26 protein-coding genes and 2 pseudogenes are annotated in these 25,445 nt (G+C 35.7%); 4 read left to right on the top strand and 24 right to left on the bottom strand.

Going from position 1 to position 25,445, the window contains the following annotated elements; all coding sequences use genetic code 11:
• Nucleotides 1–53: 53 nt before the first annotated feature.
• The 9 genes from der to DQM95_RS02425 all read right to left on the bottom strand — a co-directional run bounded on the left by der (nt 54) and on the right by DQM95_RS02425 (nt 8,799).
• Nucleotides 54–1,364, bottom strand: a complete 1,311-nt coding sequence (gene der / locus DQM95_RS02465) for a ribosome biogenesis GTPase Der (protein WP_037592454.1) — start codon at nt 1,362–1,364, stop codon at nt 54–56.
• A gap of 48 nt (nt 1,365–1,412) precedes the next feature.
• Nucleotides 1,413–2,315 carry a primosomal protein DnaI gene (gene dnaI, locus DQM95_RS02460; RefSeq protein WP_012657918.1) on the bottom strand — a complete coding sequence of 301 codons (903 nt, stop codon included), beginning with the start codon at nt 2,313–2,315 and terminating at the stop codon, nt 1,413–1,415.
• Nucleotides 2,316–3,512, bottom strand: a complete 1,197-nt coding sequence (locus tag DQM95_RS02455; protein ID WP_037592455.1) for a replication initiation and membrane attachment family protein — start codon at nt 3,510–3,512, stop codon at nt 2,316–2,318.
• Entirely contained in the window at nt 3,496–3,990 is a 495-nt protein-coding gene (gene nrdR / locus DQM95_RS02450; protein WP_012657916.1) for a transcriptional regulator NrdR, read from the bottom strand. The genes DQM95_RS02455 and nrdR overlap by 17 nt, the downstream gene beginning before the upstream one ends.
• 162 nt (nt 3,991–4,152) lie before the next feature.
• Entirely contained in the window at nt 4,153–5,655 is a 1,503-nt protein-coding gene (locus DQM95_RS02445) for a HAMP domain-containing sensor histidine kinase (protein WP_037592457.1), read from the bottom strand.
• A gap of 3 nt (nt 5,656–5,658) precedes the next feature.
• Nucleotides 5,659–6,345, bottom strand: a complete 687-nt coding sequence (gene covR / locus DQM95_RS02440) for a two-component system response regulator CovR/CsrR (RefSeq protein ID WP_012657914.1) — start codon at nt 6,343–6,345, stop codon at nt 5,659–5,661.
• 222 nt (nt 6,346–6,567) lie between these two features.
• Nucleotides 6,568–7,101 (bottom strand): YceD family protein, encoded by a 534-nt coding sequence (locus tag DQM95_RS02435; RefSeq protein WP_012657912.1) that lies wholly within the window; start codon nt 7,099–7,101, stop codon nt 6,568–6,570.
• Nucleotides 7,102–7,313: 212 nt separating this feature from the next.
• On the bottom strand, nt 7,314–8,207 hold the full coding sequence (gene htpX / locus DQM95_RS02430; RefSeq protein ID WP_012657911.1) for a zinc metalloprotease HtpX: 894 nt from the start codon (nt 8,205–8,207) through the stop codon (nt 7,314–7,316).
• 34 nt (nt 8,208–8,241) lie between these two features.
• Nucleotides 8,242–8,799, bottom strand: coding sequence for a LemA family protein (locus DQM95_RS02425; RefSeq protein WP_012657910.1), 558 nt, complete (start codon nt 8,797–8,799; stop codon nt 8,242–8,244).
• A gap of 146 nt (nt 8,800–8,945) precedes the next feature.
• Here DQM95_RS02425 and rsmG point away from each other — a divergent pair, with 146 nt between their 5' ends.
• The 4 genes from rsmG (at nt 8,946) to brnQ (ending at nt 13,383) form a co-directional block, all read left to right on the top strand.
• Entirely contained in the window at nt 8,946–9,659 is a 714-nt protein-coding gene (rsmG, locus tag DQM95_RS02420; protein ID WP_012657909.1) for a 16S rRNA (guanine(527)-N(7))-methyltransferase RsmG, read from the top strand.
• Nucleotides 9,660–9,730: 71 nt separating this feature from the next.
• A complete protein-coding gene (ktrB, locus tag DQM95_RS02415) occupies nt 9,731–11,122 on the top strand; it encodes a potassium uptake transporter channel subunit KtrB (protein ID WP_269441091.1) in 1,392 nt (463 codons plus the stop codon).
• Between the two features lie 10 nt (nt 11,123–11,132).
• Nucleotides 11,133–11,804, top strand: a complete 672-nt coding sequence (gene ktrA, locus DQM95_RS02410) for a potassium uptake transporter gating subunit KtrA (RefSeq protein WP_012657907.1) — start codon at nt 11,133–11,135, stop codon at nt 11,802–11,804.
• Nucleotides 11,805–12,012: 208 nt separating this feature from the next.
• Nucleotides 12,013–13,383, top strand: coding sequence for a branched-chain amino acid transport system II carrier protein (gene brnQ, locus DQM95_RS02405; protein ID WP_037592460.1), 1,371 nt, complete (start codon nt 12,013–12,015; stop codon nt 13,381–13,383).
• A gap of 21 nt (nt 13,384–13,404) precedes the next feature.
• On the opposite strand, the gene DQM95_RS02400 is transcribed toward brnQ, so the two are convergent.
• The 15 genes and pseudogenes from DQM95_RS02400 to yhbY all read right to left on the bottom strand — a co-directional run bounded on the left by DQM95_RS02400 (nt 13,405) and on the right by yhbY (nt 25,442).
• Entirely contained in the window at nt 13,405–14,097 is a 693-nt protein-coding gene (locus DQM95_RS02400) for a methionine ABC transporter permease (RefSeq protein ID WP_012657905.1), read from the bottom strand.
• A complete protein-coding gene (locus DQM95_RS02395; protein WP_037592461.1) occupies nt 14,098–15,162 on the bottom strand; it encodes a methionine ABC transporter ATP-binding protein in 1,065 nt (354 codons plus the stop codon).
• A complete protein-coding gene (locus DQM95_RS02390) occupies nt 15,155–16,528 on the bottom strand; it encodes a M20/M25/M40 family metallo-hydrolase (protein WP_046393297.1) in 1,374 nt (457 codons plus the stop codon). The genes DQM95_RS02395 and DQM95_RS02390 overlap by 8 nt, the downstream gene beginning before the upstream one ends.
• A 104-nt stretch (nt 16,529–16,632) precedes the next feature.
• Entirely contained in the window at nt 16,633–17,478 is an 846-nt protein-coding gene (locus DQM95_RS02385) for a MetQ/NlpA family ABC transporter substrate-binding protein (protein ID WP_012657902.1), read from the bottom strand.
• 166 nt (nt 17,479–17,644) lie between these two features.
• Nucleotides 17,645–18,466, bottom strand: a complete 822-nt coding sequence (locus tag DQM95_RS02380; RefSeq protein WP_041817550.1) for an amino acid ABC transporter substrate-binding protein — start codon at nt 18,464–18,466, stop codon at nt 17,645–17,647.
• 138 nt (nt 18,467–18,604) lie between these two features.
• Nucleotides 18,605–19,321, bottom strand: a complete 717-nt coding sequence (locus DQM95_RS02375; RefSeq protein WP_012657900.1) for a YebC/PmpR family DNA-binding transcriptional regulator — start codon at nt 19,319–19,321, stop codon at nt 18,605–18,607.
• Nucleotides 19,322–19,455: 134 nt separating this feature from the next.
• Nucleotides 19,456–20,297 (bottom strand): annotated as a pseudogene (locus DQM95_RS02370) (SDR family oxidoreductase).
• A 60-nt stretch (nt 20,298–20,357) separates the two neighbouring features.
• Entirely contained in the window at nt 20,358–20,720 is a 363-nt protein-coding gene (locus tag DQM95_RS02365; protein WP_012657898.1) for a PH domain-containing protein, read from the bottom strand.
• A 43-nt stretch (nt 20,721–20,763) separates the two neighbouring features.
• Nucleotides 20,764–21,441, bottom strand: a pseudogene (locus tag DQM95_RS02360) (MerR family transcriptional regulator).
• A gap of 130 nt (nt 21,442–21,571) precedes the next feature.
• Nucleotides 21,572–22,672: a nucleotidyltransferase gene (locus tag DQM95_RS02355; RefSeq protein ID WP_037592463.1), complete on the bottom strand. Its 1,101-nt coding sequence runs from the start codon at nt 22,670–22,672 to the stop codon at nt 21,572–21,574.
• 20 nt (nt 22,673–22,692) lie between these two features.
• On the bottom strand, nt 22,693–23,433 hold the full coding sequence (locus DQM95_RS02350; protein WP_037592468.1) for a class I SAM-dependent DNA methyltransferase: 741 nt from the start codon (nt 23,431–23,433) through the stop codon (nt 22,693–22,695).
• 51 nt (nt 23,434–23,484) lie between these two features.
• Entirely contained in the window at nt 23,485–23,838 is a 354-nt protein-coding gene (gene rsfS / locus DQM95_RS02345) for a ribosome silencing factor (protein ID WP_012657895.1), read from the bottom strand.
• Nucleotides 23,839–23,847: 9 nt separating this feature from the next.
• Nucleotides 23,848–24,441 (bottom strand): bis(5'-nucleosyl)-tetraphosphatase (symmetrical) YqeK, encoded by a 594-nt coding sequence (gene yqeK / locus DQM95_RS02340; RefSeq protein WP_037592472.1) that lies wholly within the window; start codon nt 24,439–24,441, stop codon nt 23,848–23,850.
• Entirely contained in the window at nt 24,438–25,070 is a 633-nt protein-coding gene (locus tag DQM95_RS02335) for a nicotinate-nucleotide adenylyltransferase (protein WP_037592475.1), read from the bottom strand. Before DQM95_RS02335 ends, yqeK begins: the two co-directional genes overlap by 4 nt.
• Before the next feature lie 63 nt (nt 25,071–25,133).
• Nucleotides 25,134–25,442, bottom strand: a complete 309-nt coding sequence (gene yhbY, locus DQM95_RS02330) for a ribosome assembly RNA-binding protein YhbY (protein WP_012657892.1) — start codon at nt 25,440–25,442, stop codon at nt 25,134–25,136.
• Nucleotides 25,443–25,445: the final 3 nt, after the last annotated feature.

The following is a 25,445-nucleotide window of genomic DNA, read 5'->3' as shown; positions in this document are numbered from 1 at the left end:
GAGGCCGAGAAAAACTCAAACCTCAATGGCAAAAGCAGTTTAATTAAGCTACCTTATTTGCGTTTCCGTGCAATCAAATGAATTGGTGTTCCTTCAAAGGTAAAAGCTGCACGAATCTGATTTTCTAAGAAACGAAGGTATGAAAAGTGCATCAATTCTTCCTCATTTACAAAAATAACAAATGTCGGCGGTTTAACGGATACTTGGGTAGCATAGAAAATTTTAAGACGTTTGCCTTTATCAGTTGGCGTCGGATTAATAGCGATAGCATCCATAATAACGTCATTAAGTACAGCAGATGGGATACGTTTATTCTGAGACTCACTAATTTTTTTAATCAATTCTGGTAATTTATTCAGACGTTGTTTGGTAAGTGCCGATACAAAAATAATCGGTGCATATGATAGAAATTGGAATTGGTCGCGAATATCAGCTTCCCATTTTGCCACAGTATGATTGTCTTTTTCAAGTAAATCCCATTTGTTTACGACAATAATCATCCCTTTTCCGGCTTCATGAGCAAAGCCTGCAATACGCTTATCGTATTCCCGAATCCCCTCTTCCGCATTAATGACTAATAGAACAACATCCGAACGATCAATGGCTCTCATAGCACGCATAACTGAATACTTTTCAGTATTCTCATATACTTTACCAGATTTACGCATACCTGCTGTATCAATCATATTGTATTCTTGGCCATCTTGATCTGTAAAATGTGTATCTATAGCATCACGTGTCGTTCCAGCTACTGGACTAGCAATGACCCTTTCTTCACCAAGGATGGCATTTATCAAGCTTGATTTACCAACATTTGGACGTCCAATCAAACTGAAACGTATGGTATTATCATTAATTTCTTCTTCTTCAACTGGTAACTTTTCGATGATAGCATCTAATATATCACCAGTACCAATACCATGAACAGATGAAGCTGGGTAAGGATCTCCTAATCCAAGTGCATAAAAATCATAAATATCATTACGCATTTCTGGATTATCAACCTTATTAACCGCTAAAATAACAGGCTTATTCGTTCGGTAGAGCATTTTTGCTACATACTCGTCAGCATCCGTTACACCTTCTTTACCAGATACTACAAATACAATGACATCCGCTTCGTCCATAGCAATCTGTGCTTGATGCTTAATTTGCTCCATAAACGGTGCATCAACGTCATCAATACCACCAGTATCTATTATCGAAAACTTACGGTTAAGCCATTCTCCCGTCGCATAAATCCGGTCACGTGTTACACCTTCCACGTCTTCGACGATGGAAATGCGTTCTCCTGCAATTCTGTTAAATAGTGTGGACTTGCCAACATTTGGACGTCCAACAATGGCAACTGTAGGTAAAACCATGATTCTCCTTCTCTTTTCTCATTCAATGAATGACCTAAACATTTCTCATCAACGACGATTAACACCTTCTAAGTGAAACTCACGCGCCAAATAGCGAACACGTTCCATGACTCGCTTAGCTTGCCAAGTCTCGTCATTTCCTTTAATATTAGCCCATTTTCTTTCTAAATCACTTAAACTATAGTTAGAAGTGAAAAAGGTCGGTAATTCTTCTAACATTCTATATTGTAAAATAACTTGCAAGACTTCATCTCGCACCCAGGATGTGGCTTGTTCGGCACCAATATCATCTAAAATTAAAACTGGTACACTTTTAACAGCATCAATTTCTTCCTTGACAGATCCAGAAGAAATCGCATTTTTCACATCAATGGTAAATGTTGGAAAGTGCAAGAGTGTTGTTGAAACACCTTTTTTCTCGGACAACTCACGAGCCATTGCTGCCATCATATAGGATTTGCCAATACCCATATCGCCATATAAATAAAGTCCCTTTTGCCCTGCACTTGGATAATTTTCCACAAAATCTAAAATTTCTGACATGGCGCGCATACGACTGGCATTATTAATATCAAAATCTGACATCTTAATATGTCGATACGATTTAGGCAAGTTAACCAGATTAATCCGTTCGGAAATAGCAGCTTTCCTTTTAGCTTCGATCAATTCCTTGGTTTCAAGATATGAAACATCCGCATACCCCTCATTCATGACTAAAATCGGGGCATATCCCTTAGCAATGTATGCATTATCATTCGTTTGATATTTTTGTCTTTCAACTAAAAACTGATTAAACTTGGATAAACTGAGACGGATCTCATCTTGGGTCAAATGATGGCTTGAAATGAAGTCAGCGACCTCTGGATCTGACAGAATGTTTTCAATAAGCTGTTCGGAATTTCCTCGATTAGCTTGATGCAACTTACTGATGGTGTTTCCAATCTTTTCCATTTATTCACCGCCTTTACTTAAATTTTCTAATCGTTTTAGTGCTTCTTCTTTGAAACGGTCTAGCTCTGCTTGCTGCTCCGGACTTGTGGATTCTTTGTAATCCGGATTACTCCATGCCGGGACGTTGCTTTTAGTTACTTTCTTGGTGGAAGCTGTGCTTTGTAACTTACGTTCCTCAAAAGTTCGCATTTTTAAAATGGCATCTTCTGCTCGAGTAACTCTTTGATAAGAAAAATCATTTGCTATTTTTAAGAGGTAATTTTTCTGCAAGTTAGCTGACTTGGTTTTATTGAAGGTATAAAGAACCATGACATTGATAACTTCATCTAAAAAATTCATTTTTGCCAAAGAAATTAAGAGTTCTCTTTCATCTTTGGTCACCCTTGCATGTCTAGCATTTTTTATCTTTTCTAGAAAAATAAGAGCTGTATCATTCTTAGCTTCTTTAAGAATAATTTGCTCTGCAGCCGTAAACTGAGCAGTATCTACTGATATATGTTGGCTTTCTTGTTTTTTGACTAGAAGTCTTGACGGTGCTATTTTACCATTTATGGCCGTTTCTTTAGCCAATTGATAAAGATCAAACCAGGTCATTTTGTATTGTTCCATAAGGGAATATAATTGAACAATATCACTCTTTTCATCCTCAAACTGAAGGCCGTCCCTGATCATTAGATTTTTGAAACTATCCAGATCGAAGTGAATTTTTGGTACATAAGCTTTTGCCTTTGTCATTGCCTCACTTGTTGTGATTTTTGATCCAAAGACTTCCGAAAAAGATTTAGACATTTCACGGGCTTCATAAGGCACCGTCATCATCATGTCGCTAAGAGCTAATTCTCCAATTTCCTTTTCTAACAAGCTTTTATATACCGGATTTGACAAGAAAGTATCCTTGTCCAATGGAGGATTAATTTTTATTAAGTAATGATCTGAAAATTGATATAGAGATAATAAATCTAAAGCTGTCAATAAGGAAAGAGCTTCTTCTAACCGCGGCATTCCAAATTGCAAGTGATTTAAAACTTCTGTCAATTTATGACTTCTGCTGCCGTTATCAAAAAATTGCGTGAAGTAATGATAGAGTGCAAAAGCATCCCCACCAATAATAGGGAAATAAAGTTGTATGAGACTTCCTACATTTACTTGTACCTGATTATGTTTGATGTAATAAAAAGTATCAATGGGTTTCATCATCTATACTACTCTTCTTTTTTCCACGGACACGGTTAGTAATTTGTTGCAATAATGCTTCAATTTCGTCCACGTCCTTAAAACTTTTGTAGACACTAGCAAAACGAACATAGGTTATTTCATCTAACTCCGCCAATTCTTCCATGACCAGATTCCCAATAGCTGTGCTTGAGACCTCATTTTCGTAATTTGCACGAACTTTTTGCTCAATACGAGAGATCAAATTTTCGATATCAGTACTAGAAACTGGTCTTTTTTGTGCACTTTGAACGACACCATTTAAAATTTTATCTCTCGAGAACTGTTCACGAGTACCATCTTTTTTTACCACGAGTAATGGGAGTTCTTCAAGACGTTCAAAAGTCGTAAATCTTGTATGACATTTTTCACATTCTCGGCGACGTCTAATCGTATTTCCATCTTCGGCTTGACGACTATCAACAACACTTGATTTATTATAATTACATTTCGGACAACGCACGCAAACACCCCAATTCTATCAAATTAATCTAGTACTCTATTTTAACATAAAAAATCATATTTCAAAAGGATATATCCTTTCGAAATCAGCTGTTGTCAATCAAAAAGACCAGTTTGTTACAACTAGTCTTTTCCTTCTTTGTTATGACTCACAGTCACAGTTTTATTCAATCCCTTTTTGCTGAGCTAATGGGATGAAAATAATAAAAGTAGAACCTTGATTCAACTGACTTTCAACTTTCATGGATAGATGATAGCCTTCGACAATTTGTTGAAGAATGGATAAGCCAATTCCTAATCCAGCCTGAGTACTAGTTCTATTTCGTGATTTATCCGTTCGATAGAAACGTTCAAAGATATGCTTGATATCTTCTTCTGAGATGCCTTCACCTCGATCAGATACTTTCAATATAGCATATTGGTCATCACAGTCTAAATCAACTGAAATAACTTTTTCATTTCTTGAATACTTAATAGCATTATCGATTAAAATCATTAAAGCTTGTTCAAAATGATTTTTATAAATTCTAGCAAGCGTCTTGCTGTCCCTTGGTGTCCAGTTAAAGGTGAAGTCCTCTTTTAAGACTCTGAAATTACCAATAACCGTCTCAATAGAAGATTCCAATTGTGTGGTATCGTGTTGATGACCTTCAAAACTCCCCTGAACACGTATCATATCCAACATGTCATTTATCATAATAGCCATGCGGTCTGCTTCATGTGCGGTTGCCGAAAGACTCTCTTCTAAAATGTCATGATCATCTTTTCCCCACCTCTGAAGGAGACCAATATGACCTTTAATAATAGCAACTGGTGTTCTCAACTCATGACTGACATCACTAATAAATCGTGATTGTAAGGTCGTATAATTTTCCACCTTGTCTAACATGTTATCAAAAATGATAGACAACTCCTCAATCTCATCACCAGATTGTATATGAGCACGCAAGGCCAAGTTATTGGGATTTTTGGAAATATTTCTCATAACCTCATGTAGATTTTTAATCGGTTCTAAAAATTTTCGAGTTGAAAAATAAATGATGAGATAGGCTAAGCATGTGCCAAATAATTCCACAAAAATCAACCATAGCAGTAAGCGAGCCCGAATAACATAATAGTCTTCTAAATCTTGATAGATTTGCACATAACCTATTACTTTTTGCGTTTTCTTAGAATAAACTTTTTTGATGATTGAAAAGCCACGGTATTGATTTTCAACAGCATCAGTAAAGACTTTATTTAGTGGGCCTTCTAATTGATAAGAAAATTCTTCATCATCTGTTGTAAAAATCATCCGTTTCTCTACATTATAAATATAGATTTCTTGTTTTGCATCTAATATATTAGTTATATCTCTATGACTTCTAATAATATCAGAATCACCTGATGAGTCAATCTTTAAATTACTCTTATCATTTTTATATAAAACTTCTGCCAGGTTATCAAATGAAAAATTAGAGTCCACCTCCGAAAGACGAACTCTAACTAAATTAACGGTTTGTGTCAATGACTGCTTTTCTTTTTTGACTAAAAAATAGTCGGTTGAATAATAAGCAATCAGAGTAAAGGCAGAGAAAATACAGAAAAAGAGGACAAAGAATAAATTAGAAAGTCGTTTTGGAAGTGACCTTTTATACTTTTGTTTCTTCTGAATTTCTTTTTTCATTTTCTATTTCTCGCGAATTACGTATCCCATTCCACGAACTGTTTGAATGTATGACTCTCTTCCAGGCATGTCAATTTTTCCACGAAGGTAACGAATATAGACATCAACAACATTTGTTTCCACTGCTTCGTCATATTTCCAAACGTTTGATAATAATTCTTCACGTGTCATAACACGGTTCATATTTGACATAAGAATATTTAACAAATCATATTCACGTTTTGTTAATGAAATTTCATCATCACCACGGTTGACTGAACGATTTTGTGGATTTAAAACTAAATCACGATAGATTCCTTGATTGGGAGCTTTCTTCTCTGTTTCAATGTCTTGACGACGGAAAATCGCTCTGATACGTGCTAATAACTCTTCAATGGCAAATGGTTTAACAATATAATCATCCGCACCACGGTCTAAACCTGCCACGACATCCATGATAGAATCACGTGCAGTCATCATCATGATATAGGTTGTTTTCTCAGTCTGTAAGCGACGTGTCACTTCAAAACCATCCATTTCAGGTAACATTAAATCTAAAAGGATTAAATCAAAGTCTTTTTCAAGAGCCGTTTCTAAACCTTCACGCCCATTTACCTCGACTGTTACTTCATAACCTTCATGTTGTAATTCTAAAGATACAAATCTCGCAAGATTTTTCTCATCTTCAACGATTAAAATTTTCTTTGTCATATTTTTTCCTTATTCCCTTCAATTTTTATTTTTATATATGAAAGGTTCACACTTATTTTTTGTCCATAGACAGTCTTATCATCCGTTAGTTCGGGACAAAGATGTCTATCCATTAAATACTCTCAAACAAGCATGTCATAAACTAATCAGATACTGTATAGAGTATACCAAAGTAATAACTATATTTCAATTAAAAATTACAATTTTCTTAAATAGTCAGTTTTATTCATCAAACAATCCATTTAAACTTGCAAACGGGTTATTTTCTTTCGCCGTATCAGCTTTCATAGATTGGTATTGTTCCTCTGTTAATACAGTCCATTCCTTTCCCTTTGGCATGTCAACAGAATTTTCTTCCTCAGGGGCCAAAACTTGAAGCGGAATATCTAATAAAATGTTATCAATAACACTTTCTTCAATATCAATCGTCTCTCCAGATAAAATTAGGACGAGTTCTTCTTCAACGATATCCTTATTCTGAGTGACCTGACTCTCTTCAATAAATAACTCATTAATATCATTTTCTTGATAAAGAGTTACTGCTTTCATTGATCGACTTGATGGCATGGTTAGGGTGTAACTAAGATGATAGTTTAACAGAAATATTCCCTCTTCATAGCTTACAGTTCCAATTGCAAGGACGTCTTTGATATCAAGGATATCTTTGTTTCGTTCCAAAAGTTTATCTTTAATATCAAGCGATTCCTTAAAATGAACAGGCTCTTGTTTCTTTTTCAAGTCTGAAATAAAAATCATATTTTCTCCTAATAAAACTCTAATTTATTTTTACTATTATTTTTTCCTTTTGTCAACTTTTTTCTTTAAAAATAAACTGAATCTGGCTTTTTATTTTCTTAATAGGGTTAAACCAATTCCATTTCATTAAAAAAGTTAGAATATCGAATCGTTTACTGATAATTTAATTTAAACTAATCATAAAAAGAGGAGCTTAAGATTTCCTTAAACTCTCACATGTGACGTAATCGTTCAATTCGATCTGCGATTGGTGGATGAGTGCTAAACAGCGAAGAAAGGCTTTCCCTTTTTTGTGGCTCATTAATGTATAATGCTGAGCTAGCATCATCAACTGGATGTGACATCGGTTGGGATTGACTCAATTTTTCCAATGCTCTGATCATCCCCTCTGGATTTCTAGTGAGTTCAACTGAGCTAGCATCAGCTAGGTATTCACGTTGACGTGAAATAGCCAGTTGAACCATGCTTGCAATTAACGGAGCAAGAATCAAAGAGAGCAGTGAAAAAATTAAGAAGACAATACCCAGACTACTATTATCACGATCATTCTGACGTTGTCGTCCTCCTCCATACCACATCATTCTACTACCCATACTTGCAATTAACGTAATGGCACTTGCCAAAGCAACAGCTATTGTGGAAATACGGATATCATAATTTCGAATGTGACTGATCTCATGACCGATAACACCTTCTAATTCTTCACGATTCATCACTTGTAGAAGACCACTTGTTGCTGCAACTGCCGCATTTTCTGGACTTGAACCAGTTGCGAAGGCATTTAACGATGGGTCATCTATAATGTAAACTTTGGGCATAGGAATTTGTGCTACCATTGCCATATCTTCAACAATATGAAAAAAATCTGGTGCTTGATCAACTGTGATTTCACGAGCTTTATTCATTCCCATGACCACATTAGTAGATTGAAAAATCATGCTAAAAGCATAAATACTACCCAAAATAAGGGCAAGGACGATTCCAAACTGATAAGATTCAACTAATAGATAACCAGCTGCTGCTCCAATAGCTGTTAACAAGAAGAAAAATGCAAGGATTAAGAAAATGGTTTTTCGTTTATTTTGTGCAATTTGTTGATAAAGCATCTACTCCCTTTCTCCTCATCAGTCTTATGAATTTTTAAACATTAAAATCAACTTTAGGAACTGCTTTTTCTTCCTCTGGCGTTTGAAGAAATTCACTTGGTTTAAATCCAAAAATAGTTGCAACAATATTGCTAGGAAATGTTTCTAATTTCATATTATATTGAGACGTTGTAGTATTAAACAATTGACGGGAATAAGAAATTTTATTTTCCGTATTGGTTAATTCATCTTGAAGTTTCAAGAAGTTTGTATTGGCTTTTAGTTCAGGATAGTTTTCAGCAACGGCTATTAAACTAGCAACTTGCTTAGTGAGTTCATTTGACGCCTCCATAGTTGCAACCGGAGTTGCTGCATGGGTTACTTGTGAACGAAGTTCAGCAATCTTTTCAAAGGTTTTTTCTTCGTATGCGGCATAGCCCTTTACTGTTTCAATTAAATTAGGAATTAAATCATTTCTTCTTTTTAATTGTACATCAATTTGACTCCAAGCTTCTTTAGTATGCATTCGGCTTTTCACCAAGCTATTGTAATTGATCATTACCCAGACCGCTAACAGTCCTAATACGATTAAAATAATTAAAAACATTGGCATCTTTTTTCTCCTTTATGTCGTTTGTCTCAATTATAGCAATTTCTGCTGTAATAGCAACTATATACATCCCTATTATCTGATAAGAATGATTTTTTTATCCTGTCTTTTATGTTAAAATAGATTAAAATTAAAGATTGAGGCAGAAAATGACACCCGAAGTATTTTACAAAGCTCTTGAAGATTTTGATATTCATCTCAATGATTTTCAAAAGGAACAATTCGACATCTATTTTCAAACATTAGTCGAGTGGAATGACAAAATAAATTTGACAGCTATTACAGAAAAAAATGACGTCTATTTAAAACATTTTTATGATTCCATCGCGCCAATTTTACATGGCTATATCAAAAATGAACCTATCAAATTATTGGACATTGGGGCAGGGGCAGGTTTTCCTAGTATCCCGATGAAAATTATTTATCCACAATTAGATATCACCATTATTGATTCCCTAAACAAACGTATAACATTTTTAAAACAACTTTCAGAAGTCTTACACTTAGAAGGTGTTCACTTCTTTCACGGGAGGGCAGAAGATTTTGGGCAAGATATAAACTTCCGTGCTCAGTTTGATATTGTCACGGCTCGTGCAGTTGCTCGAATGCAGATTTTATCCGAATTAACCATTCCTTTTTTAAAACTCAATGGAAAATTATTAGCATTAAAAGCTCAAGCCGTCGATCAAGAATTAACCGACGCTCAAAATGCATTGAAACTTTTGTTCTCACAAGTTATTGAAAACAATCATTATCAGCTTCCAAATGGTGATTCTAGGTATATTACGATTGTTGAAAAGAAAAAAGAAACTCCTAGAAAATACCCACGTAAAGCTGGCACTCCTAACAAAAAACCATTATAACTGTTGTAAAGCTAAATTAAAGATATTGATTTAGCTTTTTTCATTCTTTTTTGATATGATGAAAGTGATACATTTTAGGAGGCATTATGTTTTTTTCATGGATTAGAACCTGGTCAATTACACGACGGCTTACCTTTAGTTTTGCCTTGGTGATTCTAATTGGAAGTATCTTGTTGTCACTTCCATTCTTTCAATACCAAAATGCTAGTGAGTCTGTCTATTTGGACCATTTGTTTAATGTTGTCTCAATGGTTTGTGTAACCGGACTTTCAGTAATCCCTATCTCTGAAGTATACAACGGTTTTGGTCAGATGGTTGCTATTATTTTAATGCAAATTGGTGGACTGGGATTAGTTACCTTGATTGCTTTTAGTACTTTTGCATTGCAAAAGAAAATGGATTTGTCCGGCCATTCCTTATTACAATCCGCCCTCAATAGAAATGATAGTACAAATCTCAAACATTACCTTTTCTTTGCTTATAAGGTAACATTTGCTATTGAAAGCATTGCATTTCTGGTCATCTTGACAGATTTTATTCCTCGATTTGGGTTAAAGAATGGTATCTTCAATAGCCTCTTCTTAGCTGTGTCTGCCTTTTGTAATGCTGGTTTTGATAACTTTGGTTCCAACAGCTTGACGGATTTTGTCGTCAACCCTACCATCAATTTTGTCGTTGCATTACTCATTATTTTTGGTGGTATTGGTTTTGCAGTATGGTATGACCTCTCTAATAATTTAAAACGTTATTTTTATGATAAACCAAAATGTCATGGCCTCTTTTATCAAAAGTTGTCCAATCAAACACGTCTGATTTTACAAACAACACTTATTATATTAATTACAGGTACCTTAATCACTTGGTTTTTGGAAAAAGATAATCCTAATACCATTGCAAACTATAATCTATGGCAACAATTGATGGTTAGTTTTTTCCAAACAGTCACCATGCGTACCGCAGGTTTTGCTACCCTTTCCTATACTGACACTTTAGCCCCAACCAACTTCTTATACATGATTCAAATGATTATTGGAGGAGCTCCAGGGGGTACAGCAGGTGGGGTTAAAGTGACGACAGTTGCGATTGTCTTTTTACTGTTAAAATCTGAATTAAAAGCACAATCTCAAGTAACCTTTCATCATCGGATGATTGCAAGTAAAACCGTCAAACAAACCATGTCAGTCTTAATATTCTTCTTCACAATACTCACCATAGGTTATATTCTTCTGTTAGCCGTTGAACCTTACATTGATCCTGTCGCCTTATTATTTGAAGCCATCTCTGCTATTGACACTGTCGGCGTCACAATGAATGTAACTCCAAAATTATCAACTCCAGGTAGGATTATCATTATGTTACTGATGTTTATTGGACGAGTTGGTCCTATTACATTCTTATTGAGTTTAATTGCACGAAAAGAAAAAACGATACGATATGCAACAACTGATATATTAGTAGGATAAGGAGATAAAAATGAAACGAAAAACAATTGCTGTTCTAGGACTTGGTATTTTTGGTCGAACAGTTGCTAAGCAATTGAGTCAGTTTGATCAAGATGTAATTGCCATTGATACCAATGAACATTATGTAGACGAAATAGGTGACTTTGTTACTAAGGCCGCTGTCGGGGATATGACTGATAAAGATTTTTTATTAGCTATTGGTATTGACCAGTGTGATATTGTTGTGATTGCTACTGGGAATAATCTGGAATCCTCAGTTCTAGCCATCATGCATTGTAAAAAATTAAAAGTCCCAGTTATTATTGCCAAAGCTAAAAATAAAACTTTTGAAGAGGTCCTCTATGGTATTGGAGCCACAAAAGTTATCACACCAGAAAGAGATTCTGGTAAACGCGTTGCCTCCAATATTTTAAAACGTCATATCGAAAGTATCATTTATTTAGAACATGGTATTTCCCTTATTAATTTTGAAATTCCCAAATCTTGGGTTGGAAAGTCTCTTACAGAACTTGACATTAGGCAAAAATACGAGTTAAATATCATCGGTACTCGTCTTGAAAAAGACGGTAATTTAAATCCAAATGTTAACCCAATAGAACCTTTAAAAGAACATACTATTTTAGCAGCTATTGCTAATGATCACACCTTTGAAAAATTTGATTATTTAGGTTATTTAAAATAAGATTCAAGATCTTGAATCTTATTTTTTTTGCCTCAAATGCTTTATCAATTTTTAAGATAACTGATTATTTTGACAACAAGAAATTAGCCTGATTTATCAATACTTGACGAATATAGACTCTTTCGATATAATAGCAAATGTCGTTTTTTCTAAATTAGTTGGTTGAATTGTTAGAAAATTCAAAACAAACAATACTAGAAAGAGTCTTATGAAACAACATAAAATATATATTATGATTGGATTTATGCTTTTTGCACTTTTTTTTGGAGCTGCAAACTTGATTTATCCTGCTTTTCTCGGTTTATACTCTGGGAAAAATCTTATTTGGTCAATCCTAGGTTTCTGCTTAACAGGAGTTTCATTGCCCTTACTTGGTGTCATCGCTATTTCAAAATCTGGTTCTGAAGATGTCAAAAGTCTTTCCGCTCCAATTTCAAAATGGTTCGCAATTGTATATTCTTCACTATTATATTTATCAATTGGTCCTTTTTTTGCCATACCAAGAACTGGAGCTACTTCCTTTTCGGTTGGTATCGCACCCATTTTTGGGGATAACATTATCATCAAATGTCTCTATGCCATGCTCTTTTTTGGTCTATCTTATTATCTGGCTATTCGTCCAAGTCGTTTAGCTGAAAACATTGGGAAATTTTTAACACCTACGCTTCTCATCGTTATTGCTATTTTGATTATCTCATCCTTTTTACATCCGGCAGGATCCTATGGCACTAGCATCAATGTGGATTCAGGAATTAATAATGCTTTTAAAGATTTTCCTTTTATGGCTGGATTAATCCAAGGTTATGGAACAATGGATGCTTTAGCTTCCTTAGTTTTTTCCATTATTGTCATAGATGCTGTTAAACAATTTGGAGCAAGGTCAGATAGAGAAGTTACACAAATGACTCTCATTTCTGGTCTGATTGCTATTGGGCTTTTAGCATTTGTCTACATTTTTATTGGCCGTATTGGTGCAACTTCACAAAACCTCTTTTCTTTTTCAGATGGTCATTTTACATTACATCACCGCCCTGTCAATGGAGGACAAATTTTAAGCCATGCAGCTCACTTTTATTTAGGCAGATTGGGGCAAACCTGTTTAGCCATTATCATTTTTCTAGCCTGTTTAACCACTTCCACTGGGCTTATCTCATCAAGTGCTGAGTTTTTCCACAAACTTCTACCTAAAGTTTCCTATTTTGTCTGGGCAAGTCTCTTTACACTTGTTTCAACCTTCTTTTATTTTGGTGGTTTAAATGAAATTATTAAATGGTCTGCACCAGTTCTTTACCTTTTATATCCTCTCACCATTGTCATCATATTTCTGGTTCTATGTAAGGACTTCTTTGGTAATGATGCCCTCGTGTATAGAATAACAGTTTTATTCACTACGATTCCTGCTCTTTATGATGCTTTATCAACCCTTTCAAAAATGACAGGACTCTTTCAAGTTCCTACACTCTTATCTCAATTTTTTGAAAAAACGGTGCCACTTGGACAATTTGCTTTAGGATGGATTCCATTTGCAATAATTGGAACAGTGATGAGTCTTCTTATCAAAAAAATAAAAAAAAGCTAAGCTGAGTAAATCAGCTTAGCTTTATTTATGACTAAATTTCTTGGTTAGCCAATCACCGAAAAATTGAATAGCAAAAATAATCAGCAAAATAATAAGTGTCGCTACCCAGGTGACATCATTATTAAATCGATTATATCCGTAAGAAATGGCTACATTCCCAAGTCCACCTGCCCCAATAGCGCCAGCCATGGCTGTCTCGCCAACCAGGGAAATCAAAGTGACTGTTGATACTCTAATCAAATCTGGTAACCCTTCACCAAGATAAACCTTAACAATATCCCAAAAAGTAGCTCCAGAAGCTTGGGCAGCTTCAATGACACCCTTATCAAGCTCTGAGAAAACGACTTGAACTTGGCGCGCAAAAAATGGGAAGGTCGCAAATGTTAAGGGAACTAAAGCTGCTGTTGCTCCTAGCGTTGTCCCCATTATCATGTAGGTAAAACTTGCAAGGATAGCAATTAAGATTACAAAGGGAATAGCTCTAAAAATAGAAGTAAATTTATCTAATACCCAACAAACTGCTTTATTTTCAATTACCCCATTTGGACCCATTAAAACTAACATTAAACCTAAAAAAAGTCCAATGGCTCCGCCTACAATAAAGGGAACGACAGTCATATAAAGGGTATTCCAAATGGCTAATCCCCAACCAGCATCACCTGTCCATCCCAATTGATATACATTTGGCAAATAAGTTTGTAATAACTCAGACATTTATGCCCCTCTCTTCAAAATTGTAATAGAAACACCTGCAGCAACCAATGCTTTTTCCGCTGCTTTGATATTTTGAGATTGACCTTCTAAAACAACCACCATTTCACCCACAGGTACACCATCCAAAATTTCAATATTCCCATATAAAATATTGGCAGTTACTTCGTATTGACGATAAATTTGGTTCAAAATGGGTTCATCTGTCGAGGTACCTGCATACTTCAATTGTACTAGTAAAGCATCTTTAGGAAGATGTTGAACAATCTCCTGTTGATTAATTTTCTCCAAAGCCTCATCAATACCAGTAGCTGTTGTGATAAACTCTTTAGTTAATGGTCTTTGAGGATTTGAAAAAATATCTAAAACAGATCCTTCTTCAATCAGACTACCATTTTGCATAACTGCAACTCGATTACAGATGTCTTTAACAATTTGCATCTCATGCGTAATCATCACAATAGTCAATCCCAATTTTCGATTTAATTCTTGTAATAAGGCTAAAATTTGTTTAGTTGTTTTGGGGTCTAAAGCTGATGTCGCCTCGTCAGAAATCAAGATTTTAGGATTGTTTGCTAAAGCACGCGCGATTGCAACTCTTTGTTTCTGACCACCAGATAATTGAGCGGGATAATTGTCAGCACGATCAGATAAACCGACTAAGGCTAACAATTCATTTACTTTTTGATTGATGTCATCTTTTGACAGTTTTGAATGCCTTAAAGCAAAGGCAATATTTTCACGGGCTGTTTTCTGGGCCATCAAATTGAAATGCTGGAAGATCATCCCGATGTCGCGTCTTTTCTGACGCAATTCTTGAGTTGATAATTGAACTTTTCCATCCATGAAAGTTCTATCACCGTCCACAGTAATGGTTCCCGCTGTTGGTATCTGAAGGAGATTAATGACACGTACCAAAGTGGACTTACCTGCTCCTGAATAGCCAACAATCCCATAAATATCCCCTTTATTAATAGCGATTGAAACATCTTTGACAGCTTCAATCTGGCGCTTTCTTTGATGAAAAGTGATATCAATATGATCTAATTGAATCATGGTTTCACTCATAACTTTTTATTAACTCCTCAATAAGTGTGATATGTTCTAGATAGTCTGAAATTAGAACGTTTTCGTCTCCTGAATGGTCCGAACTGTTTGGATTTCCCATGCCCAAAGAAACCATTGGTACCTTTAAAACACTATATACCGTATGCATCGGACCTGTTCCAGCCGAAGTTGGTAACAAACAAACCCCTCCTGGATGATTTTGTGATACTAGATCAATCAAGGCTTTAACTTCTGGCGAAGATAAATCACTTCGATAGCTTTTCTCACCCAAGGTATAATTAAGTTCCACAAGACCAAATCCATGGACACGCAAGTGGTTTGAAACAGCTTCAAAAACCTCTTTCGGATCAAGACCAGGAACCAATCTGATTTCCATTTTAGCAGAAGCATAGGAAGGAATGATGGTTTTAACCCCACTCCCCAAATAACCAGAGGAAATACCTTGTATGGTTACAGATGGTTCAAAATAATAACGTCTCAAAAATGCACGTCTGTCTGATTGTAACATAGGTAGGCTAAGTCCGTAAAGTTTTTTCACAATTTCTGGGTTTTCGACGGCGAATTGTTCCACTAAAGCTAATTCACGTTGATTTGCAGGCTTGATTTTGTCATAAATGCCATCAACCAAAAGGTGTCCCTGATCATCACGTAAGCTTGAAATAGCTCTTAACAAGTACCAAGTGGCAGAATCCACAACTCCTCCATATTTTGAATGTATGTCACTATCTGCACTCTTAACAGCCATGTCAAATGTCAAAATGCCCTTATTACCACCTGTCAATTCTAATTGATTCTTCTCATTTTTAATCCCTTGCTCCCAAATTAAAAGATCCGCTTTTGACAACTCTTCTTGATGAGCTAATAAATAGGATTCCAAGTCAACAGATGCCGACTCCTCCGCACCTTCCATAATAAAGGTCACATTTATTGGTAAGTCTTTATGGTTATTCAAATAATTGATAACAGCTGTCAGCCTAGCAATGATGTGCCCTTTATCATCATCTACTCCTCGACCATACATCTTATTTTCCTTAATACTTAATGTGAAAGGTTCAAAGTGCCATTTTTGGTCAGAATCTGCAGGAACTGTATCATAATGATTATAAAAAAGCAGCGTTTTGGCATTGGGAGATGAACTCTTAAAGCGTGCAATAAGAAAAGGTGCTTTGAAACTCTTATCCAGTGTTACTTCTGCACCGGCCTCTTTAAAAAGTGACGACAAAAAATTGGCTGCTTCTTCCAGACCCACATCTTGGGCAAAAATAGATTTAATGGATAGTAGTTCATTTAACTTATCAATGTAAAACGTAATGACAGGATTGCTTTCAAATATTTTTTGACTCAATTGACTTGTCTTTTGATTCATCTCAAACTCTCCCTTTATGTGACCTAAAATAGTCCATTTTATTTTCAAGTTCTAAAAAGTGATAAAGGCAAAGACTCTAGGTCTTAGCCTTATCAAACTATTTTTTACCAAACTGGAACATCAATGCCTTCTGATGTGTCTTCAACAACTTTTTTAAGCTCATCCGTATGGTAGGCTTTGACTAATTTCTTAATAGCAGCTGCTTTATCGGATTTTTCCCAATCTTTCTTCCCTGCTAGGATGTTGACCCACTGTTTAGAATTTTGATCGACATTTTCTTTATAGAGAGACGTTTTATAGTCAATTTTTGCAGGAACGGCATAACTATTATTGACGATTGCTGCATCTGCTGATGTTAAGGAACGTGCAGTTTGACTTGCATCCAATTCTTTAATATCCAGATCTTTTTTATTTTCTGTGACATTTGCTATTGTGGCTAATTTGTCGCCAGAAACATTTAATTTAATCAGACCCGCAGACTGTAAGACATAAAGAGCACGGCTCTCATTTGTGGCATCATTTGGAATAGCAATTTGTGCACCCTTTGGTAGATCTTCTACACTTGTGTACTTAGCTTTGCCTTTTTGAGTTGTTCCAGAGAAGAGATGAATTGGACTAATATAAGTATCAGCAATAGAAACTAAGTTTTCCTTATTTTCTTTATTCCAATTATTTAAAAAGTTATAATGTTGGAATGCATTAATATCAACTTCTCCATTTGCTACAGCTTTATTGGGTTGAGAATAGTCCGTAAACTCTTTATATTTGAGTTTGATGCCATCTTTTTTCAATAATGATTCTATTTTTTTCCATCTAGCATCGTCTGATGAGGTCTTGGTCATCACACCTACTGTTAAGGTTTTATTATCATTTTGATCACTACCACATGCAACCAATACTGAAGAGACTAATGTAAGTCCAATAAGTCCGAGAATTTTTTTATATGACATCTGAGATTCCTCTTTTCAATTTGTAATGTCATTATTGTATCTCATTGAGGTATAGTTTTCAAATTGATAAATTTTAGTTATATGTATAGCTTAAAACTATAGGTTGTCAAAGCAGTTATATTGTCATTAAAAAACTTCCTTAAATATAAGGAAGTTTTTTGTTTTATTATGGTAGTTTTAGTTGATCTGCTTGGGGTTCAAACTCTCCACCAAGATACTCTTTGGCTAATTGTCGCAGAGTACCATCTTTTTGAAGTTCTTTTAAGCGTTTATTGACAAATTTCTGTAAATCTTTCTGATCTTGTCCAAAAATAAAGTAAATGTAAGGTTGTTCTTTACTTTCTAAAGGAATTGTTTTTAAATGGTCCAACCCTTGATTCTTAATAATTGTATTAACCGTAGGGGCATCAAAAATTTTAAAGTCAGCCTTACCATCATTTAAATTGGCTAGAATTTGCGTAATATTTTCATTTGTGTATTTTAAGGTTACTTGATGATCAGGATTACTTTTATTATAGTCTTCTAGTTGAGCCGCTGTTGTGGTTCCTTGCACAACTTGAGTTGAATGATTTTTTATATCGTCGTAAGTTTTTATGTTACTATCTTTTGGCACGACTAATACTGATGGAGTGGTACCTGTTGGGTATGAAAAGAGATATTTTGATGCCCTTTCTTTGGTAAAGGATACATTATTTCCTGCCATCTGGTATTTGCTAGAATCAAGTCCAGTAAACATTGAAGACCATTCCGTTTTCTTAAAGCTTACCTTATATTTACTAGAATCTTTAAAGACTGCTTTGGCAACTTCAATATCGTATCCAGTTAATTTTCCATCCTTTTCATAGGAAAAAGGTGCCGTTGTACCTACTGTTGCAAAGAAGACCTCTTCTTTTCCCGAATTGTTTGACGCTTTATTGCCACATGCCGCTAAAATGGCTAAGGTTCCCAACGTAAGACTCAAGATCCCTAAATTCTTTTTCAATGTCATCATTTTGCTCCTTTATTAGTTTGCTCTATTTTACCATCTCTGAATCGTACTGACTAATAGTGATTCACTATCGCTATGATAATAGTTCTCTATCACACAAAAAAAGAGTTGATGATATCAACTCTTTCAACTGATTTCTTAAAAATCTGCAACGTTATGGTACACTTTTTGAACATCGTCGTCAGCTTCTAGGGCATCAACCAATTTTTCAAATGTTGCCAAGTCATCACCTTCTAAAGTGACTTCTGATTGAGGAATCATTTCAAGTTCAGTGACCTTGAATGTTTCAATACCATTATCACGAAGAGCTTGAATCCCTTTATGCAAATCAGTTGGCGCAGTGTAAACAGTGATTGCTCCATCTTCTGCTTCAACATCATCAACTTCCACATCAGCCTCTAACAATTGTTCAAAGACAGTATCCGCATCATCTCCCTCGAAGACAATGACTCCTTTTTTGTCAAACATGTAAGAAACTGAACCTGAAGCTCCCATATTACCACCATTTTTTCCATAAGCGGTACGAACATTAGCTGCCGTTCTGTTAACGTTTGATGTCAAAGTATCAACGATAATCATTGAACCGTTTGGTCCAAAACCTTCGTAACGGCCTTCAACGAAAGTTTCATCAGTGTTTCCTTTTGCTTTATCAATAGCTTTATCAATAACGTGCTTAGGTACTTGAGCTTGTTTTGCACGATCAATAACAAATTTTAAGGCTGAGTTTGATTCCGGATCAGGGTCTCCTTGCTTAGCAGCTACATAAATTTCTACGCCAAATTTAGCGTATACTTTTGAAGTTGCACCATCTTTTGCAGTCTTTTTAGCAACAATATTTGCCCATTTACGTCCCATTGGATTCTCCTCGTTAGAAATATATTTTTAATGCTCTTTTTGCAAATAGCAGAGCTATCCATTAACTCTATTATTATAGCACTTTGAGGACAATTGGTAAAATGGAAATTAACTGCCAAAAGCTGAAAAATCCATCAACGATTTTTCAAGAAGTCTTCCAAAGAAGTTGCCGGTCTACCCAAGACCTTTTCAATGTCATTAGAGACTATAGATAATTCATCTTTGGCAATAGCTGTATAGGTTGATACCCAAGCATCATATTGCCAGTCTTCAACTGGCCACTGCTTACGCCACTCATAAGCTTCTTCATTCCCTTCATCGTAAGAAGTAACTTCTTTTCCTAAATACTGGGACAATAAAGTAGCCATCTCCTCTAGAGATAAGGCTTGCGGTCCCGTTAAGTTCAAGGTTTGATTTTCCCATTTTGCGGGTTCTCGGAGGATTCTTAAAGCAACAGCCGCCACATCGGAACGAAGAACTGCAGAAACTTTTCCTTGCCCTGCTGGACCTCTTAATAAGCTAGACTGCTCAGCTATTTCCAAAAACATATCCTGATAAAAATTATCCCTCAAAAAGGTGTAGGTAAAGCCTAATTCTTTGATATAGGCCTCGGTCCAAGCATGATCGTGGGCCAGAGTAAAGGTTGAGTTGAGTTGGGTTTTGCATCCATAAATGAGGTATAGATAATATGCTTAATGCCAGCTTTTTGGGCAGAACGCAAAAAGGCTTTGTGCTCATCAAGGCGTGTCTGGCTCTCTCGAGCCGAAACCATAAATAGAACATCTACCCCGTTCAAGGAAGCAATGGTTAGCTCAGAGTCATCATAGAAAGACTGCCTAATCTCTGCCTTTGGATATTGCTTAGCCTTTTCTGGACTTCTGGCTAAATGGCGGGCTTCAAGACCTTTTTGCGCCAATTCTTCAGCTAAGAAGCCACCAAGTTTGCCTGTCACACCTGTAATCGCAATTTTTGTCATGATAATCTCCTTTTTCCAAAAGCTAAAAGTGCCATTTTTTATGGCACTTTGAATAATTATTTATAAAAGAACGCTGGCAATAACACGATCAAATCGGCGAATGTCGATGCCTCGTTTTAATTGAATTTTGATATGGCCAGCTCTTGTCCAAAGCTCAACTTCAGAGTTAAAATCAAAAGTTCCTGCATTTTCAGTTGACCACATGTTAATTGATTTGTATGGTAAAGAGTACGTCTCTACTTTTTTTCCAGTTAAACCTTGAGCATCTTTAACGATCAGTCTTTTTGAAGTAAAAATAGCTGTGTCACGAATAGTCTTATAAGCAGCAATTGGCTCTTCACCGGAAACAAGAATATCACGAACGTCATCAGGAATCTGACATTCTGAAATAAAGGTCCATTGTAGTGGGGATAATTCAGTCATTTTTTTCTCCTAAGTCATTTTACAATTATCATATCATCTTTAATTAATCTTGACAATAAATGGCAATAGCTTGAGAGGCAAAGGCCGATGTACCAGGACCAGCCATTTGGTCAATATTCTCACTAAAGCGTTGATCCGACATATATATTTGTCCTAGGCCAGCTAATATGTCATTAGTACAGGTATAAAAATGTTCAGTTATATAATCTTGCAATATTTTAACCTGAGCTTGCACCTTTTCGTGGTCTGCTCCTAAATCTTTTAAGGCCCCAAATTGGGCGAAAATTGCCGCCATCTCTTGGCTGACCGCCTGATAATTTACTTTGTCTTTTTTCTCCTCAAATTCAGCATAAGCTTGAGTTGAGCCCCAGCGCTCCTTAACCTCAGCTTGGAACTCTTTATATTCTTTGTCTTTAAAAACTTCAAATGACATTGTGACTACTCCTTTTTCTAATGTTCTAGCATAAGTTAATATGACGTTTATCCTGCTTTCTTTTAATTCCAGTAGTTTAATATGGTGGTCCGTTAAGCCTTTTTTCGGTCATAAGTCTTGTGATTAATAATCTTATCAATAGCCTTAAGTGGAAATTCCAACTCTCTAATAAGAAATATCTCTTGTAATCTTTGCAAATTCTCATCATCATAATAAGGATAGCCATTGTCCTAAATTAGAGCCGCTTTTAGAAGACCAATCTTATCATAATGATGAAAGGGTTCAAATGGTGACACCCCTTAGTAGACTAACTTATTTAACGGTTAGCGTTCTGTCTTTCTTTCCTTATCTTAGCTAGCTTATCTCTAGTATAAACGATTACCTAGGGTTAGGGTCAAGGACAAGAAAAAAACTTGGTTCAACCAAGTTTTTCTATTCTAATTGGACTTCTTCCAAAATTTTGTTCCTTTATATCTGAGTGCCCTAGCTGGTAAATCCGATCTGCTGTTTGTGTTTGTTGGTCCCAGGGAACTGCTCCAATACGACTGACAATAGAAATGGATTTCTTCATTTTTTTTAAGTGCTCCTGCCCTTTTTCAGTAAATCCCAAGACATGCACTCCATTTGGCAAGTTATTTTCTCTTGCATTAACTAGAATATAAGTTAGAATTCGTCTAACACGTGCCTTAGTATACCGTTTTGTTGACACTTTGTCCACAAGTTCTTCAATTGAATGAACTTGCAGAATAGCAGATTTCAAACGATTGGCTATTTCTTGATTGACTTGAAAAACATGATCCAATTGTTCCTGAATCAGAATATGATACCTTACTAAATCAAAATAATTCTCCCAATTAACTTGTGGAGCCATAAGCAATAACTCTGAACTCGGTGTCGATTGTAACACAAATGTCCGGTCTGAAATATGTTTTCGGATGGCCGTTGCGGAGGCCATCATCTGATTTTTCTCTTGGGAATGATATGCGGCGCCTTGCCGTTTGATTGGTTGTAATCGTAAATTCTTACCCGCGCTAGACTTTGCGTAAGCTAAAGCCAGAATATGATTTGGAGTATTACCCGAAAAATCAATTCCTGTAAAGGATTCCCACATTTTTTGTGTCTTCTGAGGGTATGAGAGTGAATCATCTAGCGTCTCTAGAAAAGCTGTCATTTGCTCAGCTTTTTCTTCATAAATCCTAGCAATCTCACTATAATCAAGGTCTTCTTCTGTGCCGAATGCCAAAGTATCTGCACCCATTGCAGAAAGAATGTCGACAGCTCCCTGCGCAAAATAGTCAGCCGACTGAACAGCCACTTGAAAGGGAAGCTCAACCACAATATCAGCACCATTTTCCAATGCCATTTGAGCCCGAGTCCACTTATCCACAATGGCCGGTTCACCCCTCTGGACGAAATTGCCCGACATGGCCACAATTTTCAGTCCCTCCGCTTGCTCAAGCAAGTATTTATGACCGTAATGAAAAGGATTAAATTCAGCAACAATACCTGTTACAGCCATAAAACCTCCTTAGTAATTCCTTATTTCTGTGCCACAAAGAACCAGCGCTGGCTTTTCTCACTTGGTTCCTTATCCTCAAAGTCAGCAAATATCTGAAAGGATTTGAAACCTGCTTGTTCTAAAAGGATGTCGTAGGTTAAAATATCGTATGTTCTTTCTTCATGAACCTCATCATGACGAGTGAAACGACCGTCGTTATCCTTAATAAAAAATGTCAATTCATGAACAACTGAATGTGGTGCATCATCTTCATAGCTATCCCAAACCATTGCGAAATCTTCCGCATTTTCATGATAAGAATAGCCAGGAAAAACCTCATCTGTTTGATATGTCGAATGGACATCAAAAATAAAAATGCCATCCGGATTCAAGCAATTGTAAACTTCCTTGAAAACATCTCCAACCTCGACTTCATCTTGCATATAGCAAATAGAATCTGAATAACAAGTAACAAAGTCATATTGCCCTACCTCAGATAAATCCAACATGTTTCCTTCAATAAAGTGAATCTTTTGATGACCTGCTTCTGCTCTCTTTCTTGCAATAGCCAACATATCATGACTGAGATCTAACCCAGTAACGCTAAACCCTGCCTGAGAAAAACGTAGGGATTGAATTCCTGTGCCACAAGCTAACTCTAAAAGATTCTTTTTTTCATTTGTTTTAGGTAAATGGCGTAAAGAAAAATCAGTCCACTTATCATAGAGTGAATCATCCATTATAGCATCATAAACGGATGCAAATGTTTCATATGTCGTCATAACTATCCTTTTTTTTGAAAAAACAGCCTATTCAAGACTGTTTATTTGTTATTATGCTAAAAGTGGTGCAATATCAACAACTGGAGCATCATGCCAAAGTTTTTCTAAATTATAATGATAGCGTTGCTCTTCAGAAAATATATGAACCACAACATCATTTAAATCTAAAAGAACCCATCCTGATGCACTATCACCTTCAATGTGACTAGCATTTCCACCTTGTTCTTTAACTTTTTCTCGAATGTTGTCAGCTATCGCCTCTAATTGACGGCTATTAGTAGCACTAGTAATCACAAAGTAGTCCGTTAAACTTGTGATGCCTTCTAGGTTTAGCGCCAAAGTATCTTCTGCACGCTTTTCATCAGCAGCTTTAACAACAATTTCTAAAAGTTCTTCTTTTTTCATATAATATTTTTATTCTTCCTTTAAAAAATGGCAAAATGCGTTATAAGTTTCTATGGTTTGAGGATATATAGGTTGGCCTTTAGAAGCCAAGTAAGCAACCGTATTAACTGTTTCAAAGGCTACTGCCTTATCTAAATTATCATCAGCAATCCGTCTTGCTTGATCAACCAAAGGAAAATCTCTCCCCTCCTCTATATAATCGGCTACATAAAGAATTTTGTCAAGTAAAGACATTGTTTTTGAGCCTACTGTATGAATCTCAATAGCTCTCTGAATGTCTGGATCTTTCAGTTGAAAATCTTCTTGTATTTTATAAATACCTACCATGCCGTGCCAAACATTATTATTCCAATCAAGAAGTTCTGAATCAAGGTTATATTTCTTTATATAATCTTTAAAAACATCGTCTGAACATTCTTTGGCATAGTCGTGAAGAAGTCCTGCTAATCCTGCTTTATCTGTATTACATTGATTCTTTTCAGCTAAAGCAATTGCTGCCTTTTCAACTCCCAAAACATGTTTGAATCTTTTTTCAGACATCTGCGCAGCAATTTTTTCTAAAAGTTCCTCCCGAGTATAAGGAACATAATCTTGATAACTCATTTGTAGAGCCCTTCTTTATTAATGTATTCCAAAACTGCTTTCGGTAGTAAATAATTAGGTTGACGTTTTGATTTAATAAATTGACGAATCATGCTTGAAGAAATATCCATAAGTGGTACGTCCACCCAAATCAATGGATAAGATGTCCCTGCTTTATACTTAGGTCTTTGAACACCAACAAATTGAACCATTTTAACCAACTCATCAATCTTATGCCACTTAGGCAGATAATCAACCATATCAGCCCCAATGATAAAGTAGTAATCCACATCTGGATTTTTTTCAACGAGGAGTTTCATCGTATCATAGGTGTATGAGACCCCTTTTCGTTCAAGTTCAAGTGTCTCAACATCTAATCCTTCGGCTGAATCTATGGCTCGTTTCACCATTTCTAAACGATGTTTTTCATCGATTGTAGACTTGGTATCAACATGAGGAGGAAGATATTCTGGCATCAAAAAAACTTTATCCAACCCTAACTGTTGTCTAACTTGATCTGCCACAATAAGATGGGCGTTATGAATTGGATTGAAATTTCCACCTAAAATACCAATCTGTTTTCTATTTTTATCCTTCTCTTTGACTTCTAATTCTACTTTTGTAAAAGGGGTCAAAAGTTCTATAGCCATAATTTCTCCGTACAATTCAAACTATTTTTATATGTGTTTTACAAACTAAAGAAAAATTACTGTTTATAATTCTTTAACTTTTTGCGATAGTTTTCGATTTTCTTTTTTAGCAGATACTTTATATAAGATTAAGATTCGGCCGATTTTTAATACTGTGTCACAACCAATTTCTTCTTCTAAAATATCAGCAACATCATTTATGTCTTCATCTGTGTTTTGAAGTAGTGTAATCTTAATTAATTCACGAGCATCCAATGCATTTCGGACACTTGTTTTGATTTGATTATTTAACCCATTTTTACCAATTTGGACAATTGGCTTCAAATGATGTGCTTCCGATTTCAGGAAAGCTCTTTGTTTACTTGTAAGCATGTT

It is taken from the genome of Streptococcus uberis, assembly GCF_900475595.1.
In the GTDB taxonomy this organism is placed as follows: domain Bacteria; phylum Bacillota; class Bacilli; order Lactobacillales; family Streptococcaceae; genus Streptococcus; species Streptococcus uberis.
This window is presented reverse-complemented; position numbering and strand designations above follow the sequence as displayed.

What these genes read in the sequence shown, in the direction of transcription:
- der (WP_037592454.1), bottom strand. Translation starts at nt 1,364, where the DNA reads ATGGTTTTACCTACAGTTGCCATTGTTGGACGTCCAAATGTTGGCAAG.
- dnaI (WP_012657918.1), bottom strand. Translation starts at nt 2,315, where the DNA reads ATGGAAAAGATTGGAAACACCATCAGTAAGTTGCATCAAGCTAATCGA.
- DQM95_RS02455 (WP_037592455.1), bottom strand. Translation starts at nt 3,512, where the DNA reads ATGATGAAACCCATTGATACTTTTTATTACATCAAACATAATCAGGTA.
- DQM95_RS02445 (WP_037592457.1), bottom strand. Translation starts at nt 5,655, where the DNA reads ATGAAAAAAGAAATTCAGAAGAAACAAAAGTATAAAAGGTCACTTCCA.
- covR (WP_012657914.1), bottom strand. Translation starts at nt 6,345, where the DNA reads ATGACAAAGAAAATTTTAATCGTTGAAGATGAGAAAAATCTTGCGAGA.
- DQM95_RS02435 (WP_012657912.1), bottom strand. Translation starts at nt 7,101, where the DNA reads ATGATTTTTATTTCAGACTTGAAAAAGAAACAAGAGCCTGTTCATTTT.
- htpX (WP_012657911.1), bottom strand. Translation starts at nt 8,207, where the DNA reads ATGCTTTATCAACAAATTGCACAAAATAAACGAAAAACCATTTTCTTA.
- DQM95_RS02425 (WP_012657910.1), bottom strand. Translation starts at nt 8,799, where the DNA reads ATGCCAATGTTTTTAATTATTTTAATCGTATTAGGACTGTTAGCGGTC.
- rsmG (WP_012657909.1), top strand. Translation starts at nt 8,946, where the DNA reads ATGACACCCGAAGTATTTTACAAAGCTCTTGAAGATTTTGATATTCAT.
- ktrA (WP_012657907.1), top strand. Translation starts at nt 11,133, where the DNA reads ATGAAACGAAAAACAATTGCTGTTCTAGGACTTGGTATTTTTGGTCGA.
- brnQ (WP_037592460.1), top strand. Translation starts at nt 12,013, where the DNA reads ATGAAACAACATAAAATATATATTATGATTGGATTTATGCTTTTTGCA.
- DQM95_RS02400 (WP_012657905.1), bottom strand. Translation starts at nt 14,097, where the DNA reads ATGTCTGAGTTATTACAAACTTATTTGCCAAATGTATATCAATTGGGA.
- DQM95_RS02395 (WP_037592461.1), bottom strand. Translation starts at nt 15,162, where the DNA reads ATGAGTGAAACCATGATTCAATTAGATCATATTGATATCACTTTTCAT.
- DQM95_RS02390 (WP_046393297.1), bottom strand. Translation starts at nt 16,528, where the DNA reads ATGAATCAAAAGACAAGTCAATTGAGTCAAAAAATATTTGAAAGCAAT.
- DQM95_RS02385 (WP_012657902.1), bottom strand. Translation starts at nt 17,478, where the DNA reads ATGTCATATAAAAAAATTCTCGGACTTATTGGACTTACATTAGTCTCT.
- DQM95_RS02380 (WP_041817550.1), bottom strand. Translation starts at nt 18,466, where the DNA reads ATGACATTGAAAAAGAATTTAGGGATCTTGAGTCTTACGTTGGGAACC.
- DQM95_RS02375 (WP_012657900.1), bottom strand. Translation starts at nt 19,321, where the DNA reads ATGGGACGTAAATGGGCAAATATTGTTGCTAAAAAGACTGCAAAAGAT.
- DQM95_RS02365 (WP_012657898.1), bottom strand. Translation starts at nt 20,720, where the DNA reads ATGACTGAATTATCCCCACTACAATGGACCTTTATTTCAGAATGTCAG.
- DQM95_RS02355 (WP_037592463.1), bottom strand. Translation starts at nt 22,672, where the DNA reads ATGGCTGTAACAGGTATTGTTGCTGAATTTAATCCTTTTCATTACGGT.
- DQM95_RS02350 (WP_037592468.1), bottom strand. Translation starts at nt 23,433, where the DNA reads ATGACGACATATGAAACATTTGCATCCGTTTATGATGCTATAATGGAT.
- rsfS (WP_012657895.1), bottom strand. Translation starts at nt 23,838, where the DNA reads ATGAAAAAAGAAGAACTTTTAGAAATTGTTGTTAAAGCTGCTGATGAA.
- yqeK (WP_037592472.1), bottom strand. Translation starts at nt 24,441, where the DNA reads ATGAGTTATCAAGATTATGTTCCTTATACTCGGGAGGAACTTTTAGAA.
- DQM95_RS02335 (WP_037592475.1), bottom strand. Translation starts at nt 25,070, where the DNA reads ATGGCTATAGAACTTTTGACCCCTTTTACAAAAGTAGAATTAGAAGTC.
- yhbY (WP_012657892.1), bottom strand. Translation starts at nt 25,442, where the DNA reads ATGCTTACAAGTAAACAAAGAGCTTTCCTGAAATCGGAAGCACATCAT.